Source organism: Bartonella sp. AU18XJBT (genome assembly GCF_028618595.1).
Taxonomy (GTDB): domain Bacteria; phylum Pseudomonadota; class Alphaproteobacteria; order Rhizobiales; family Rhizobiaceae; genus Bartonella.
Genome location: NZ_JAQITE010000034.1, coordinates 1 through 15896, shown reverse-complemented (window position 1 = coordinate 15896; position 15896 = coordinate 1). Strand labels below are relative to the sequence as shown.

Annotated in this window: 11 protein-coding genes, 1 tRNA gene and 1 pseudogene; 7 read left to right on the top strand and 6 right to left on the bottom strand. The window is 36.7% G+C overall.

Features of this window, described 5'->3' with window-relative positions; translation table 11 throughout:
• Together PVV60_RS08175 and PVV60_RS08170 are read left to right on the top strand one after the other, a co-directional pair.
• Positions 1 to 93, top strand: a pseudogene (locus tag PVV60_RS08175) (exonuclease); the annotation flags it as partial.
• A 72-nt stretch (positions 94 to 165) separates the two neighbouring features.
• Positions 166 to 369 carry an AlpA family transcriptional regulator gene (locus PVV60_RS08170; protein WP_005865986.1) on the top strand — a complete coding sequence of 68 codons (204 nt, stop codon included), beginning with the start codon at positions 166 to 168 and terminating at the stop codon, positions 367 to 369.
• Positions 370 to 468: 99 nt separating this feature from the next.
• Here the strand turns inward: PVV60_RS08170 and PVV60_RS08165 are convergent.
• Positions 469 to 544: transfer RNA gene (locus PVV60_RS08165), tRNA-Phe, on the bottom strand.
• A gap of 395 nt (positions 545 to 939) precedes the next feature.
• On the opposite strand from PVV60_RS08165, the gene PVV60_RS08160 reads away from it, so the two are divergent.
• From PVV60_RS08160 to PVV60_RS08150, 3 genes are all read left to right on the top strand, one after another.
• Positions 940 to 2103, top strand: a complete 1164-nt coding sequence (locus tag PVV60_RS08160; protein ID WP_273724194.1) for a phosphoserine transaminase — start codon at positions 940 to 942, stop codon at positions 2101 to 2103.
• Between the two features lie 380 nt (positions 2104 to 2483).
• Positions 2484 to 3773 (top strand): adenylosuccinate synthase, encoded by a 1290-nt coding sequence (locus PVV60_RS08155; protein ID WP_273724193.1) that lies wholly within the window; start codon positions 2484 to 2486, stop codon positions 3771 to 3773.
• A 237-nt stretch (positions 3774 to 4010) separates the two neighbouring features.
• Entirely contained in the window at positions 4011 to 5432 is a 1422-nt protein-coding gene (locus PVV60_RS08150) for a hypothetical protein (protein WP_273724191.1), read from the top strand.
• 203 nt (positions 5433 to 5635) lie between these two features.
• Here the strand turns inward: PVV60_RS08150 and rpoH are convergent, their stop codons facing one another.
• From rpoH to PVV60_RS08135, 3 genes are all read right to left on the bottom strand, one after another.
• The gene (gene rpoH, locus PVV60_RS08145; RefSeq protein WP_273724190.1) at positions 5636 to 6520 is read right to left on the bottom strand and encodes an RNA polymerase sigma factor RpoH; all 885 of its coding nucleotides are present in this window, start codon (positions 6518 to 6520) and stop codon (positions 5636 to 5638) included.
• Positions 6521 to 6667: 147 nt separating this feature from the next.
• Positions 6668 to 7672 carry an RluA family pseudouridine synthase gene (locus tag PVV60_RS08140; protein WP_273724189.1) on the bottom strand — a complete coding sequence of 335 codons (1005 nt, stop codon included), beginning with the start codon at positions 7670 to 7672 and terminating at the stop codon, positions 6668 to 6670.
• A 29-nt stretch (positions 7673 to 7701) separates the two neighbouring features.
• The gene (locus tag PVV60_RS08135; protein WP_273724197.1) at positions 7702 to 9132 is read right to left on the bottom strand and encodes an aldehyde dehydrogenase family protein; all 1431 of its coding nucleotides are present in this window, start codon (positions 9130 to 9132) and stop codon (positions 7702 to 7704) included.
• 390 nt (positions 9133 to 9522) lie between these two features.
• Between PVV60_RS08135 and PVV60_RS08130 the strand changes: the two genes are divergently transcribed.
• A complete protein-coding gene (locus tag PVV60_RS08130) occupies positions 9523 to 12105 on the top strand; it encodes a DNA translocase FtsK (RefSeq protein WP_273724187.1) in 2583 nt (860 codons plus the stop codon).
• 1190 nt (positions 12106 to 13295) lie between these two features.
• Positions 13296 to 14999 carry a HAMP domain-containing sensor histidine kinase gene (locus PVV60_RS08125; protein ID WP_273724186.1) on the top strand — a complete coding sequence of 568 codons (1704 nt, stop codon included), beginning with the start codon at positions 13296 to 13298 and terminating at the stop codon, positions 14997 to 14999.
• A gap of 18 nt (positions 15000 to 15017) precedes the next feature.
• Here PVV60_RS08125 and mscL (PVV60_RS08120) read toward each other — a convergent pair whose 3' ends face one another.
• Together mscL (PVV60_RS08120) and mscL (PVV60_RS08115) are read right to left on the bottom strand one after the other, a co-directional pair.
• On the bottom strand, positions 15018 to 15425 hold the full coding sequence (gene mscL, locus PVV60_RS08120; protein ID WP_273724185.1) for a large conductance mechanosensitive channel protein MscL: 408 nt from the start codon (positions 15423 to 15425) through the stop codon (positions 15018 to 15020).
• A gap of 111 nt (positions 15426 to 15536) precedes the next feature.
• Positions 15537 to 15896: large conductance mechanosensitive channel protein MscL (gene mscL / locus PVV60_RS08115; RefSeq protein ID WP_342752792.1), on the bottom strand; the 360-nt coding region annotated here is incomplete at its 5' end.

Sequence of the window (15896 nt, the reverse complement as noted above, 5' to 3'; positions counted from 1 at the left end):
GAGCAATACATTGAAGAGATTAATAAAGCGGTCGAAATCTTTTTAGGGGAAATAGAACAAGAGATGGAAAAGATTTTGGCAAAAGCCGCTTAAACCTATGGGGGTGCTCTCTCCTCCCAGCACCCCCGCCCATTTAATTAATATAAAAAAGAAAAAGGTAATGAGATGATATTTGATGATGGAGATAGATATGTAACGACACGTGAGTGTGCACAGCTTTTTAGTGTATCCACAACAACGATTCGCAATTGGGTGCTTCAGGGATTATTTCCGGAGCCATATAAGCTGGGTAGAGCAGTGAGGTGGAGAAAAAAAGAAATCTTAGCCTTCACTCCAAAGAAAAATAAGGAGCAAATAAGAACAAATTAGGTAAAATTATATAAACCGTAAAGGGTGGTCTAAAAGGTGGTCTGAAAACAGCTATTTAAAGAAAAAATCTATATATTTCAATATGTTTAAGAAATAAAATGGTGCCCAGACGCGGATTCGAACCACGGACACGCGGATTTTCAGTCCGCTGCTCTACCAACTGAGCTATCTGGGCATGCTTCAAAAAAATATAAAGCGTTTGCGGTTATAACATTAAAATTTTCTCTGTCCAGTCATCAAAAGAAAAATAATTGATTTTTTAATAAGTTTATCTCCCTTCTAGAGAGTTATCAATGAATCTTTATCATAAAATAAATTTGATAGGTATATTGGACACGTTAGTGTATTGTTATTAGAATGCTGTCTTATCGTGGTGGTGATACGAAAAAATAAAAGAATCAATCGAGAAGCATGGTTAAGAAAGATTTTTTTCTAAGGTTTCTATGAATTTTAAGCATACGAAATAATAGAAAGTATTTTTGACTTTTTTCTAAAAAGATTGTTGATTAGTCTTTATAATAATTTGTTTTTCTTTATAAAGAAAGAGAAACATCTAAAAGGGGAGAAATAATGACAATGTTACAAAAACCAAGCAGTCGTCCCAATAATACTAATTTTTCTTCAGGTCCTTGTAGCAAACGGCCTGGTTGGACTCTTGATGTTCTTAAAAATGCATTAGTTGGGCGTTCACATAGATCTAGAGAAGCAGAATTAAAACTTGCTGAAGTTGTTAATTTAACCCGTGAGATTCTTGATGTTCCTTCTGATCATCGTATAGGAATTATGCCAGGTTCAGATACCGGTGCTGTTGAGGCAGCTCTATGGTCTCTATTAGGTGAGCGTGGCATTGATATGGCGGCGTGGGAAAGTTTTGGATTTGGGTGGAATAAAGATGTTGTCGAGCAATTAAAGCTTTCGGATGTGCGTCGTTTTGAAGCTCCTTATGGTGAAATACCAGATTTAACACAACTTGACTTTGATCGTGATGTTGTTTTTACATGGAATGGGACAACTTCTGGTGTGCGTATTCCTAATGCAGATTTCATTCCCCATAAGCGGGCTGGGTTGACCATTTGTGATGCAACATCTGCAGCTTTTGCGCAATATCTTGATTTTTCAAAATTAGATGTTGTTACTTTTTCATGGCAGAAAGTGTTGGGAGGTGAGGCTGCGCATGGTATGGTGATTTTAAGTCCTCGTGCTGTTGAGAGGCTTGAGAATCATGTTCCAGCTTGGCCTATGCCTCAACTTTTCTATATGACAAAAAATGGAAAATTGAACGAAGATATTTTTAAAGGAAAGATAATCAATACACCTTCTATGCTTTGTGTTGAGGATTTTCTTGATGGGTTGAAGTGGGCAAAATCCCTAGGAGGTGCAGCGGCATTAAGAGCGCGGGTTGAGAAAAACTTTTCTGTACTTGATTCTTTTGTTCGCAAAACACCATGGTTAGAATATTTGGCAAAAGATCCTGAAGTGCGTTCTAACACCGCTATTTGTTTAGATATTGTGGATCCAGTGATTACTGCTTTGGATACGGAAAAGCGAATATCTTTTATAAAAGCGGTTGTGAAACGTCTTGATGAGGAAGGGGTTGCTTATGATATCGGTTCGTATCGCGATGCTCCTCCTGGGCTTCGAATTTGGGCGGGTATAACAATTGAGGCTTCCGATCTTGAAATTTTAACACAATGGCTTGAATGGGCGTTCCAAGTTGAAAAAGCACAGCTTTAAATAATTACTTGTGATTTCACAACGTGTTTTAAACAAAAAAGGATACGAGAGATTATGATGATCTTTCGTATTCTTGTATCAGACAAACAGCCTCTAAATATTACATGAATTGTACAAGATTAAGAGGGAGAATGAATGCTCTGTCAGGTGTTGGATACGCACAAATTAAAATCTCTAATTTTTTACTTTTTGTAGCAAAAATGACAGATTTAAAATATTTTAGTATTTGCTCATCTTTATTATCATAAATTTGAAAATTTCATCACTTGAAGATTGAGGAAAATCTGAAATGAGGAGTCGCACTTGCTCTAAGGTTTCGTTATAAAGAAGAGTTTGTTTTTGAATGCTGGTTTTTTTGACCAAACACGACGGAGAAAGTTATGGCCAATGTAGTTGTTGTCGGTACACAATGGGGTGATGAAGGCAAAGGTAAAATTGTAGATTGGTTGTCTGAGCGAGCAGATATCGTGGTGAGATATCAGGGGGGGCACAATGCTGGGCACACATTGGTTGTTGATGGAGTTAGTTATAAATTGTCACTTTTACCGTCTGGTTTAGTGCGTGGGAAGTTATCAATTATTGGGAATGGTGTTGTAGTTGATCCTCATCATTTTGTAGAAGAGTTAAAAAAGCTACGTGATCAAGGCGTAAAAATTACACCAGAAATTTTACGTATTGCTGAAAATGCTCCTTTGATTCTTTCTTTGCACCGGGATCTTGATGCAATTCGAGAAAGCGGTTTATCTGGTTTAAAGATTGGTACAACAAAGCGTGGTATTGGACCGGCTTATGAAGATAAGGTGGGACGTCGCGCTATCCGAGTGATGGATTTAGCAGAAAAAGATACACTTATGGCTAAGATTGAGCGGCTTTTGAGGCATCATAATGCTTTGCGTCGTGGGATGGGGGTTGCAGAGATTGATTCTCAAGCGCTTTATGACGAATTGATGCAAGTTGCGGATAAAGTTTTGCCCTTTATGGATTGTACATGGCGTCTTTTAGATGAAGGTTATCGAGGAGGGAAACACATTCTTTTTGAAGGTGCGCAAGGTGCTTTACTTGATAATGATTTTGGAACTTATCCTTACGTAACATCATCAAATACAGTTGCTGGGCAGGCATCTACAGGTTCAGGGGTAGGACCTAGTGCAATTCATTATGTTTTGGGTATTGCAAAAGCGTATACCACACGTGTTGGAGAAGGGCCTTTTCCTACAGAGCAGATAAATGATATTGGTGAATTTCTGGGAGTACGTGGGCATGAATTTGGTGTTGTAACGGGGCGAAAGCGTCGATGTGGTTGGTTTGATGCTGTCTTAGTACGTCAGATGGTAACAATTTGCGGTGTTCAAGGTATAGCATTGACAAAACTTGATGTTTTAGATGGTTTGGATGAAATAAAAGTTTGTATTGGTTATGAGCTTGATGGTAAAAGGATTGATTATTTACCTTCGTCCATGGGAGCTCAGGATCGAGTGAAGCCTGTTTATGCAACATTAGAAGGTTGGAAGGAAAAAACAGCCCATGCATTGAGGTGGGAAGATTTACCAATGCAGGCTGTTAAATATATACGCTATATTGAAGAACTGATTAACACAAAAGTGGCTTTATTATCCACAAGTCCAGAGCGTGAAGATACTATTCTTATTACGGATCCCTTTGTTAATTGATTATTGTTTTTAGATTTCTATATATGCTCTTTGTTCGTTTTTGTATCTTTTTACAAAAAAAGTTTTTAGGAACACGTGAGAGAAAGGTGGAAAATAGCATTGTTTATTTTTCATATTCATTTTACATTATTGCGATAGTTGTACCGATATTAAATGGCAATCAATTTAGAAGGCTAAAATAAAGTTTTTTGGCTTTATTGTTATTTTTTTCTCAGTTTAAGAGAGATTATAAAGGAAATGGTAGATTTCGTTGGAATCTTAAAAAAGACAATTAATGCACAAAATAATGTTACACCACAAGTGCGTAAGCGGATTTATAAGCGGGCTACCGAAACACTAGAACATCAATTTGTAACAGCAAAAATACCACAAAAAATAGTGGATGAACAAAGAAAGCTTCTTCAAAGCTCTATTGTAACTGTTGAAGAAGAATATTTAGCAGTTGAAAAGAAATTGCTTTCTTCAGTTATTGGGTGGAATCCCACAAATATAAATGAAGATAAAAAATATACGAAAAAAACTATATTACCAAAGAATAATGAATTTTCAGAGGTAGACATCAAAAGACAGCAGGATTTTGTTACACGTTCGAAGAATAACAAGGTATTTGATGAGCTTGGTGTATCAGATATACCAGATGCAGAGCCTGTTAATATGGAGGCTGATGTGCCTTCTCAGCATGTTAATAGCAGTGCGTTAAAGGTTTCTCCTTTGCAAGAAGATAATCCGCATATTGTTTCGCATATTTTTTCTCAGGCTTTACGTCGTGCTAATAAATCATTGGTGCAAAGGCGTATTGTGATAAGTGCTGTTTCTGTTATTAGTTTTTCTGTTTTAATTATTGGTATTTTTTTTATTGGTGAGCGTGTATTTGTATCAAATGATCATCAGGTGTTAGGAGAAAATCTTCAAGTTTCTCACGAAGTACCAAAGGCACTTTCGGTTAAGAGAAAGTTAACACAACGTTTATTAGAGGATGGAAGTGAAATTGATGTTGGTTTAAAACAAGAAATAAATTCTTCGAATGAAGAAGTACTTTCAACAGTTGTTGCTAGCAATTTGCAATCGCTTGAAAAATTAGGTGAAGCTGTTTTTTATCAAGCACGTACAAATTATGATGCAGAAAAGATAGCGACGGGAAGTGCTCGCTGGACGCTTATAAAAGAGTCTCATGTGAAAGGGGATCCGGAAGAAACAACTATACAAGGTGATATAACAATTCCTGATGAAGGGGTATCATTACGGCTAATCTTACGTCGTAATACCGATCAGTCATTTCCTGCTGCATATATTATGGACCTTATTTTTATTCTTTCTGATAAATTTTCAGGTAAAGCTATAAGCAATGTTCAAGCATTAACCTTTAAAGCAAGTGAACAATCCATTGGACAGGCTTTAACAAGAACTATTGCTGCAAAGATTAACGATGATTTTTTTCTTGTTGCATTGAGTGGTAGTCATCCATTTCTTGATCGAAATTTACAATTGATACGAGAATTAGATTGGATGCGTTTGGTGTTAACGGATAAAAACGGGCGTATAAGTGAATTAACCTTTGCAAAAGGACCAACAGGTAAGTCTATTTTTAATGAAGTTATTGGGCAATGGCTGGCACGACAAGATAAGTTAACAGTTCTTGGTCAAAAGAATGAAACATAGATGCAAAAAATAAATGGCTGTGGAGAATTTTCTACGGCCGTTTTTATCAATTACATACCAGATCCATTCATTAAAGCTTCACATATCGATAACTCAAAGAATTCGATAAGCTAATTTACAGGTATAAAGCCAAGATATGCTTTTTCTCATTTTCACATTTAAAGAATGTGCAAACCATTGGCTTTATACTTAACTCTAAGGTTTTACACTTGATTTTGAAATAAAGTAGAATCTTTGATAGAGTTTTGCACTTTTTCAAATGCACGCATTTCAATTTGTCTTACTCTTTCTCGACTAATATTAAATTCACCAGAGAGTTCTTCTAGGGTTAGTGGTACATCTTTTAAACGACGCGCTTTGAATATACGTTTTTCGCGTTCATTGAGATTGTCCATAGCATTTATGAGCATGGAACGGCGATTTTCTAATTCACTTTTTTCAATTAAAATTTGTTCTTGATCGTTAGATTCATCCACCAGCCAATCTTGTAACTCGCTGTTTTCACCTTCTTTTGTCCGAATCGGTGCGTTGAGTGAAGTGTCACCACCAAGTCTACGATTCATTGATACAACTTCATCTTCTGTGACATTCAACTGGGTTGCAATTTCTTTCACTTGTTCTGCATTGAGATCGCCACTATCAAGTGCTTGAAGTTTACTTTTTAATTTACGAAGATTGAAAAATAAGCGCTTTTGATTGGCTGTTGTCCCCATTTTAACCAAACTCCAAGACCGCAATACATATTCTTGGATTGACGCTTTAATCCACCATATTGCATAAGTTGCAAGACGAAACCCCCGTTCTGGTTCGAAACGTTTAACAGCTTGCATGAGTCCAACATTGCCTTCCGAAATGACTTCCCCAATGGGAAGCCCGTAGCCCCGATATCCCATCGCGATTTTAGCTACGAGACGCAAATGGCTAGTTACTAGCCTATGCGCAGCTTTTAGATCATTATGCTCACGGTAACGTTGAGCGAGCATATATTCTTCTTTTGGCTCAAGCATCGGAAAACGACGCACCTCTTCCAGGTAACGGTTCAAACCACCATCACCTGTCATTACTGATAACAAATTCATATGGGCCATATAGCACCCTCCTTTTGTCTGAATTCCCTGATAAGGCAAATTCTATGTTTTAGATAGTAATATCCATGTGCATTCACTGTAGCATATTTTTTAATTTTGTTCAAAAAAAGATATTTTATTCTTGAAATCTTGAGAAGGAGAAAAGTTTCAATTCATTTTTTTAAAAAGCTTAATAAGTTTAGCCATATCTTGAGGTAGTGGTGCGGAAAATGACATAACTTTACCGGTAGAAGGATGTTCAAAAGTAAGACTTGCAGCATGGAGTGCCTGTCGGTTGAATTGATCGATTGCATTTCTAATAATGGGGTTAAATGTGTTTGATTTTGTTTTAAAAGCGTTTCCATAAACTGTATCGCCTATGAGTGGATGCCCAATATGAGCCATATGAACACGGATTTGATGGGTGCGTCCAGTTTCCAAGCGACATTCCAGAAGGCTAGCAAAAGATGTTGAATCTGCATGAAAGCCATATTTTTCTAGCAAAGAAAAATGTGTAATAGCATGACGAGCATAAGGGTTTTGGTTATGGATAACAGCTTGCTTTGTTCGGTTATGGGGCGAACGTCCAAGTGATGCATCAATTGTCCAAACATTGCGGTGAGGTGTTCCCCAGACCAAGGCATGGTAGCGTCGGTCTAATGCACAGGTACGTCCATGATCAGAAAATTGAGCACAGAGACTTTTATGAGCCAAATCATTTTTTGCAACAACCATAACACCACTTGTATTTTTATCGAGACGATGGACAATGCCAGGGCGTTTAACACCACCTATACCAGATAAACTATTACCACAGTGGTAAATCAGGGCATTAACCAACGTACCGGTCCAATTGCCATTGCCCGGATGAACAACAAGACCAGCTGGTTTGTTAATAACAATGATATGATCATCTTCAAAAAGAATGTCCAATGCAATAGCTTCAGCACTAGGTTCTGTATCACGAAGGTCAGGCATTGCCAATTCAATTATTTGGTTAGGTTTTAATTTTGTTTTTGGTTCCTTTATGAATTGACCATCAATTTTAAGATAGCCTTCACGGATGAGGGTTTGCAAACGCGAACGTGATAACACATTATGATATTGTTTTGCTAGCCACTGATCAAGACGTTGCCCAAGAGCACTTTCATCCGTTGTTTTTTGTATTACCATACGATTCCTATTAAGTTTTTAATAAGATTTTACCAGTACGAAATTGCTTTACTATCGAGAAATTCTTTAATTCCCCAATGTCCTCCTTCACGGGCGCGCCCAGAAAACTTTACACCTCCAAAGTAGCTTCCACTGGGGAACCCATGTCCATTAACTTCTACCATACCAGAGCGTACTTGTGCCGCAATACGACGACATTTGTTGCGATCTTGCGATTGAATATAGTTTGTAAGACCATATTCAGTGTCATTCGCTAAAGCGACGGCTTCTTCTTCTGTACTAAAAGAAAGAATCGAGAGAACTGGACCAAAGATTTCTTCTTTGAAAATACGCATATGAGGTTTTACATCAGCAAAGACTGTTGGACGGACATAATAACCGCGTTCCATTCCTTTTGGTAAACCAATTCCACCTACAACAAGAGTTGCACCTTCATCAATTCCCGATTGGATAAGATTTTGAATTTTATCATATTGTTTTTTTGAAACGACGGGTCCAATATGATTTCCTTCTTGGTCGTTTGGTCCTACTTTTGTTGTTTCTGCAATATCTTTAGCTATTTTTACGGCTTTGTCATAGATGCTCTGCTCCACAAGCATACGAGTCGGTGCATTACAACTTTGTCCACTATTATAAAAGCAATGTCGCACGCCACGTTGAATAGCATCTGAGTCGGCATCAGCAAAGATAATATTCGCTCCTTTTCCCCCAAGTTCCAGACAGACTCTTTTTAAAGTAGCGCTAGCATTTTTAGAAATATCTTTTCCTGCTCTAGTTGAACCAGTAAAGCTAATCATTTCTAGATCTGGATGTGCTGATAGGTAAGAACCGACAGTTTCACCATCACCATTGATTAAATTAAAAACACCGGCAGGGAGCGCGGCTTCATCTAAAAATTCAGCAAAAAGCATAGCAGAAAGAGGTGCAATTTCAGAGGGTTTTAACACCATGGTACAGCCAGCCAAGAGAGCAGGGATAACTTTAAGAGTTACTTGATTCATAGGCCAATTCCATGGCGTAATTAATCCTACAACGCCAATAGGATCGTAGTGAAGGATTGCTTGCTCATTTCCCTTTATTAAGGTTTCTTGGAACGAAAATTCTTTATAAGCTTCGATAAAATTGCGAATATGGGAACTGCCGGTTGCAGTTTGGGCATTAAGCGCCATATCAATCGGTGCTCCCATTTCCATTGAAATTGTTTTTGCCATGTCTTTGGAACGTTTTTCGTAGATCTCTAGAATTTTTTCAACGAATCCAAGACGCTCACTTGGTGATGTTGTTTTCCATTTTTGAAATGCCTCTTTAGCCGCGTTAATTGCTTTATCGGCATCTTTTGTACTTCCAAGGCTAATGACAGCACAAGCCTCTTCTGTTGATGGATTAATGACATCAAAATCGTGAGGAGTGCTTGGGTCATACCATAGACCATTGATATAAAATTTCCGTTTATTAAACATCATTCATTCCCTTTTTTCTATTTGTGTTTGTTTAATTATGATTATCTTAGTCTAAGCCGTTTTAAACGAGGATAACAAGGGTAATCTTATAAAAACGCGAGAAATTAGATTATATCATGATAATTGAGCATGGAGTATTCAATAGAGCAACGCTTATATACCCATTTGTATTATTGAGACCAATTGCTTTTATGAAATGGAAAAGAAAGAGAGCGATAGACAATTTATATCGTAAATATGCAGAAGGGAGATTATGAATATGCATTATGGCATTATTTTTTTCATTAAAAAGTAACCATCAGCAAAAGGTTATTAACCTTCGTATGATAGTTTCTACGAATTCTTTTTGAAAAGGTTATTTTTCTCATTGCTATAAATTTGTTGGGTGCCATGCATAATTCGAAAACAAAATCTATTTCTACGCCCTCTTTTTCTGATGATAGTACGAAAGGTGCATCAAGAGAAGATTTATCTATTAAGATTACTGAGATATTTCCTTATCCGGAAGTGTGGAAAAAGGCATTTACCCTCGGAAAGAATGTCCGTTTCACGCGAACCCCAGAAGTTGAGATTTTGCGTCGTCGTATAGAAACAGATCCAGTCTTTGCAAAACAGTTTAAAATTTTTACGAAGCAAGATCAAAAAAAAATTACAGATACAGATATTGTACGTTGTAACAAGAAAACACCAAGCGTTTCATCGACAAAAAAAGTCATTAATCCTCAATCAATAGAAAATAAAACGCCGGTTTGTCATTCAACAGTTTTGAAGCAGTTGTCACGACAAGCTACTTGTATGCCGTCAGCAAATATCTCACTTGAGGAGGATAAACAAGAGCATAAATTACAAGTAGAAAATGTGCTACAAAAAATGAATCCTGCTTGGCATCTTTCCGATGATGCATTTTTTGAATGCGTATCTTTGGTATTTGAACATATGGATACTCAAACTTCAAAAGAGGATCAAACATCGATTGACACGACAAATAAAATTACATCCGATATTCCTTCTGTCTTTGATGAGTCAATAACTGCTCTTTACCGTGTTCTCGAATACCGCTTTCCACAACTCTATGATTCAATTACATCAGAATCTCCAGCGGAAAGGATGCGAGGCGTTGAGCAAATTTCTGATTTAATGCATACGAATAGTGATATTACCAAAGAATGTCATTCTAAGCTTTCTGTTGAAGATTCCGCTCATACGTTAAGTGATACAAGGGCGTTAAACGATATTGAGGTACTAAGCGATTCTGGGGCTAGTATAGAGACTGAAAAAAACAATAATATTGTCGATTGCACAACAAACGCTGTCACACCGAATTCAAAAGATTTGTCTGTTATGCGAGCAAATGGTAAAACGAAAATATTGCAATCTACCTGCGTACCATTGAGCAATTATGATTCTGCTTTTATGCAAAATATTCAATCTATTGACAGTGATGTTTATGAGTTTCCTCCGATCAATTTATTACAGGAACCTGTTTTTCATGAAGGCACGATGATTCCTCAAGAAACATTAGAACGCGGTGCTGGGCTTTTGGAAAGTGTTTTGGAAGATTTTGGCATTAAGGGTGAAATTATCCATGTACATCCAGGGCCAGTGGTTACAATGTATGAATTTGAGCCTGCTGCGGGTGTAAAGTCATCGCGCGTTATTAATCTTTCTGATGATATTGCACGTTCTATGTCTGCTATTTCTACACGCGTTGCTGTCATTCCTGGACGGAATGTTATTGGGATTGAGTTACCCAATGCGGTTCGTGAAACCGTTTATTTAAGGGAATTAATTCAAACACGTTCTTTTCGTGAAAGTGAATTTAAACTTGCTCTTGCTTTGGGGAAAGGAATTAGTGGTGAGCCGGTCATTGCAGAATTAGCAAAAATGCCTCATTTATTGGTTGCAGGAACAACAGGATCAGGCAAGTCTGTAGCAATTAATACAATGATTTTGTCGATTCTTTATCGTATGACACCACAACAGTGTCGTTTGATCATGGTTGATCCTAAAATGCTAGAGCTCTCTGTTTATGATGGCATTCCACATCTTTTAACACCTGTTGTAACAGATCCTAAAAAAGCGGTAACAGCTTTAAAATGGGCGGTTCGTGAAATGGAAGAGCGTTATCGCAAAATGGCTAAGTTAGGGGTACGTAATATTGATGGTTTTAATGCACGCGTTGCACTTGCGGCTCAAAAAGGCGAAACGATCATGTGTACTGTTCAGTCGGGTTTTGATAAGGAAACAGGAGAAATGCTTTATCATGAAGAAGCCATGGATCTTACGCAGCTTCCTTATATTGTTGTGATTGTTGATGAGATGGCTGATCTCATGATGGTGGCAGGGAAAGAAATAGAGAATGCCATTCAGCGCTTAGCACAAATGGCGCGTGCGGCTGGTATTCATCTTATTATGGCAACGCAGCGCCCTTCTGTTGATGTTATCACAGGGACAATTAAAGCGAACTTTCCTACCCGCATTTCCTTTCAAGTGACATCAAAAATTGACAGTCGTACGATCCTAGGTGAACAAGGTGCTGAAACGCTTTTAGGTCAAGGAGATATGCTTCATATGGCAGGTGGGGGACGTATTGTACGCGTTCATGGACCGTTTGTCTCTGATGAAGAAGTTGAATCCATAGTTGCACATCTTAAACTGCAAGGAAAACCTGATTATTTAGCAACCGTCACAGATAACGAAGACGATAACAATAACAAAGAGGATGCTTCTGCCGATTCAACGGTTGAAGTTTCTGAGGAAGAAAATTTTGATGAAGAGGGAGAGGAGCTTTATAATCAAGCTGTAAAGATTGTTATGCGTGATAAAAAATGTTCAACATCTTATATTCAGCGCCGACTTTCAATCGGCTATAATAAAGCAGCTTCTCTTGTTGAACGGATGGAAGAAAAAGGCATTGTTGGAGCCGCTAATCATGTGGGAAAACGTGAAATTTTACTCAACGCAGGGAAATAAAAAAGCACATTAAAATATGCGATTTTTAAAATGTTTGACAGTTATCATTTAAATAGCGAATGCTTGTTTTATTTTTGAAAGCAGATGTGAGCACGTATTCATTATCTGTAATAATATCAAACAATTGAATGGAGAGTAATAAAGCAAAACCAATCTTGTGACTACTGATGAGGTAAACAAGCTGATACCAAAAGGAAAGATATTTCTAACATTTCTAGATGATCTGGTATGTAAAGAAATTAAACAAATCTTTATATGAGAACAGATGATTTTTGTTCTTTTTTCTGATTACAGAAAAATTCTTTGGTTAAATAATGCAGTGGTATATTTTTGTTTCCTCTTCTATAGCGGTTCTGATGAAAAAAGGTCTTTTTTGGATTATGGAAAGCATTATAAGAAGAGTATTCAATATATAAATTCTGTTGTATTAGTTGCTTTAAAGCACTATGCTAAATCTGGCATCATTTGATCTTATTGGCACAAGAAAGATGTTCTTACGAGAGGCTTTATTTGAAGTAGAATTTTTTATTTTTATAATACAATATATTAATTTATAATAATAATTAATCATTATAAATATTGAATAGAAGTTTCAAATATCGTAAGATTTTCTCATTTCAAATCTCTTTCTGTTGAAACAATTAAAACTATTTTCTTGCGTATCATAATAATGTAGGGGTAAAAAAGTTAAAAAAAGAAATAAAAATGCCGCTTATGAACGCCTTCAAATGCCAAGAACTATTGGTGACATTAGGGGTTAAAATTAGTATAATGATGGTCCTAACCAGCTCTTTTATAAGCATAAAAATGTAATGTACAATGCCTTGCTATCTGTTATGGGGACTTTTACATCACACCATTTACAGATGCCGTCGTAAAATAAGCTTGGGGATTTTGGGAGATATCTTTTTAAACAGGCGCATGAATGCGTAAAATAAGTGTATTCTTTTTGAGTACTATTTATGCGAGGGAAATGTTACCATTATTGTAACAAGATTTATTACAAGAATGCGTGAATAAGAAACAAGAGTTGGAAGCTTCTTTTAATTCTTGTTTTGTTGATGAAACAGTCAAAATTTTGCTACAGACAATTGATATGAGATATCAAGTTATTTTAACCAGAATAGATAATTGTAAACAAATTAGCATGATTCATTTGAGAGTAAATCCAACACTTTTTAGTTTTAGTTATGCCATTAAAAGCAGATGAGTTAAAGTTAAATACAAATGAATTAAAATGTCAGCAAGAAGCTTTTCGTTTTACACCAGAGCTTTTGCCTCGGCCTTTTACGTGGGAAATCGATCACAATGGTTTATTTTGTGAAGTCTCAAAAGAGCTAGCTGAAGTTGTTGGTCCTCTCTCTTCCTCTATTTTAGGATGTAGTTTTCATGAGCTTGCTCATAAATTTAATGATGATCGATATCTGGTTCTCAGTCGTTTCATTGAAGCGGCGATGCCTTGGAGTAAAGAGATTGTTCAATGGCCTGTTGATGGTTGCTTACAATGGCTTGATGTTGAATTGTCGGCTTTGCCAATTTTTGATGTTAAAAAGCAGCTTAAGGGGTTTCGTGGCTTTGGCGTTTTAAAAATACGAAAAGTCCAAGAAAAAAGAGACGAAAAGCTGGAAATGGAAATGCCATGTCTTACGGAGATAGAACGTTCAGCTTTCTATGAAATTGCAGAGCAATTGCGTGATGAATTGAATTCATCGGTAAAAGAAGAAAATTTAGTTGAAGAAGCTGCTATTCAGTTACCATATGCACAAACATTGCAGGTAAATGCTATAGAACAAGCTCTCGTAAAAGAGCCCGCTGCAGTTTTATCATTGTTGGATACAGCAACAGATGGTGTTTTATGGTTGGATGAAGAGGGCTTTATTGAATCAGCAAGTAGAGCAGCTTTAGCATTAATGGGTTATGAAATAAATGAACTACGAGGACAGCCACTCTCTTCATTATTTACTTTACAAAGCCGACTTTTGGTTGAAAAATATTTTAAATCAATCCGTATGGAAGGGAAAAATCAGGTTTTAAATCGCAGAGAAACAGCTGATTTAATGACGAAAAATCATAAAAATATAACCGTTTTGATAACGATTGTATTTTTAGCACAGCAAGGCAATTATGCTGTTATGTTGCGTAATAGGACACAAACAGTTCCATCAGGAGAAAAAAAAGCAGAAGAGGATAAAATTGTTGGGGTTGTTCATGAAATACGAACACCTTTGAATGCTCTTATTGGTTTTGCAGAAATTATGAGAGAAGGCCGCTTTGGTTCGATAGAAAATGAGCGTTATCATGGATATTTACGCGATATTATTTCCTCTGGAAAACATATATTATTGCTGATTAATCAATTACTAGAGTGCTCGAAGATAAATTATTCTGGTTCCAATAACCAGATTGATTCTTCCCTTATTTCTGAAACATTTGATGTGATATCTTGTTTACGTGCGACGATAGCTTTTCTTGAAACTCAAGCCAATCAGAACGGCATTATCATGCGTATTGTTGCTCCACCTCATGTTCCATTTATTCCTGTATCACAACAAGTGTTTCGCCAGATTATATGGAATCTTCTTTCCAATGCTATTCGTTTTACACCTTTGGGTGGACAGATTATTGTTCACGTTTCTTATAGAAAAGAACGTGTAAAAATTTCAGTGAGTGATAATGGTATAGGGATGAACGAAGAAGAGATTATAAAGGCACTGCAACCTTATGGTCAAGTAGAGCGCAAAGATGGACGATCTGGCGATAGCGCTTTTATAGGAACAGGTTTAGGACTCCCAATGTGTAAAGCAATGGTGGAAGAAAGTGGGGGACAATTTTTATTATTCTCAAAAACCAATCATGGAACAACTGTGGAAATGTTTTTTCCTCGTGTTCCATGATGTAAATCTTGCATAAAATTATTTTTTCTTAGCCAAAAGATCTCTAATTTCTATTAAAAGTTGTTCTTCTGAAGACGTTTTTTTGGGGTTTTCTTCTTCTTTTCTACGGATTTTATTCATAGCTTTAACGAATAAAAAGAGAACCCAAGCAATAATGAGAAAGTTGATAAGTAAAGTAATAAAGTGTCCATAGCTAATGGTTGCTCCAGCTGCTTTGGCGGCACTCAATGTTGCTTGTTTTTCGCCAGCAAGTTGAATAAACATATTAGAAAAATCAATTCCACCTGTAATCAGCCCAATGATTGGCATAAAAATATCATTGACAATTGAGTTGACCAAGCTACCAAAAGCGCCCCCTATAATCACACCGATAGCAAGATCAATCATATTACCTTTTAGGGCAAATTCTTTGAATTCTTTAAGCATTGCGTTTTCCCCTTTATGTAAGCGATATACGGTAATTTACTTACCGCTTTTGATGAAAAAGGAAAGGGCAGATTTTATTTTTAGGATTATATTACAATATTAATCTTATTTTCAAAGAACTTTATAAGGTTTAATAAAGAGCTTTAGGGCTCTATTTGAATGTACATAGAACCTTTCTGAGAGAAAAGCTTTTTTTCTACGGATTTTATTCATAGCTTTAACGAATAAAAAGAGAACCCAAGCAATAATGAGAAAGTTGATAAGTAAAGTAATAAAGTGTCCATAGCTAATGGTTGCTCCAGCTGCTTTGGCGGCACTCAATGTTGCTTGTTTTTCGCCAGCAAGTTGAATAAACATATTAGAAAAATCAATTCCACCTGTAATCAGCCCAATGATTGGCATAAAAATATCATTGACAATTGAGTTGACCAAGCTACCAAAAGCGCCCCCTATAATCACACCGATAGCAAG

What these genes read in the sequence shown, in the direction of transcription:
- PVV60_RS08170 (WP_005865986.1), top strand. Translation starts at nt 166, where the DNA reads ATGATATTTGATGATGGAGATAGATATGTAACGACACGTGAGTGTGCA.
- PVV60_RS08160 (WP_273724194.1), top strand. Translation starts at nt 940, where the DNA reads ATGACAATGTTACAAAAACCAAGCAGTCGTCCCAATAATACTAATTTT.
- PVV60_RS08155 (WP_273724193.1), top strand. Translation starts at nt 2,484, where the DNA reads ATGGCCAATGTAGTTGTTGTCGGTACACAATGGGGTGATGAAGGCAAA.
- PVV60_RS08150 (WP_273724191.1), top strand. Translation starts at nt 4,011, where the DNA reads ATGGTAGATTTCGTTGGAATCTTAAAAAAGACAATTAATGCACAAAAT.
- rpoH (WP_273724190.1), bottom strand. Translation starts at nt 6,520, where the DNA reads ATGGCCCATATGAATTTGTTATCAGTAATGACAGGTGATGGTGGTTTG.
- PVV60_RS08140 (WP_273724189.1), bottom strand. Translation starts at nt 7,672, where the DNA reads ATGGTAATACAAAAAACAACGGATGAAAGTGCTCTTGGGCAACGTCTT.
- PVV60_RS08135 (WP_273724197.1), bottom strand. Translation starts at nt 9,132, where the DNA reads ATGTTTAATAAACGGAAATTTTATATCAATGGTCTATGGTATGACCCA.
- PVV60_RS08130 (WP_273724187.1), top strand. Translation starts at nt 9,523, where the DNA reads ATGCATAATTCGAAAACAAAATCTATTTCTACGCCCTCTTTTTCTGAT.
- PVV60_RS08125 (WP_273724186.1), top strand. Translation starts at nt 13,296, where the DNA reads ATGCCATTAAAAGCAGATGAGTTAAAGTTAAATACAAATGAATTAAAA.
- mscL (WP_273724185.1), bottom strand. Translation starts at nt 15,425, where the DNA reads ATGCTTAAAGAATTCAAAGAATTTGCCCTAAAAGGTAATATGATTGAT.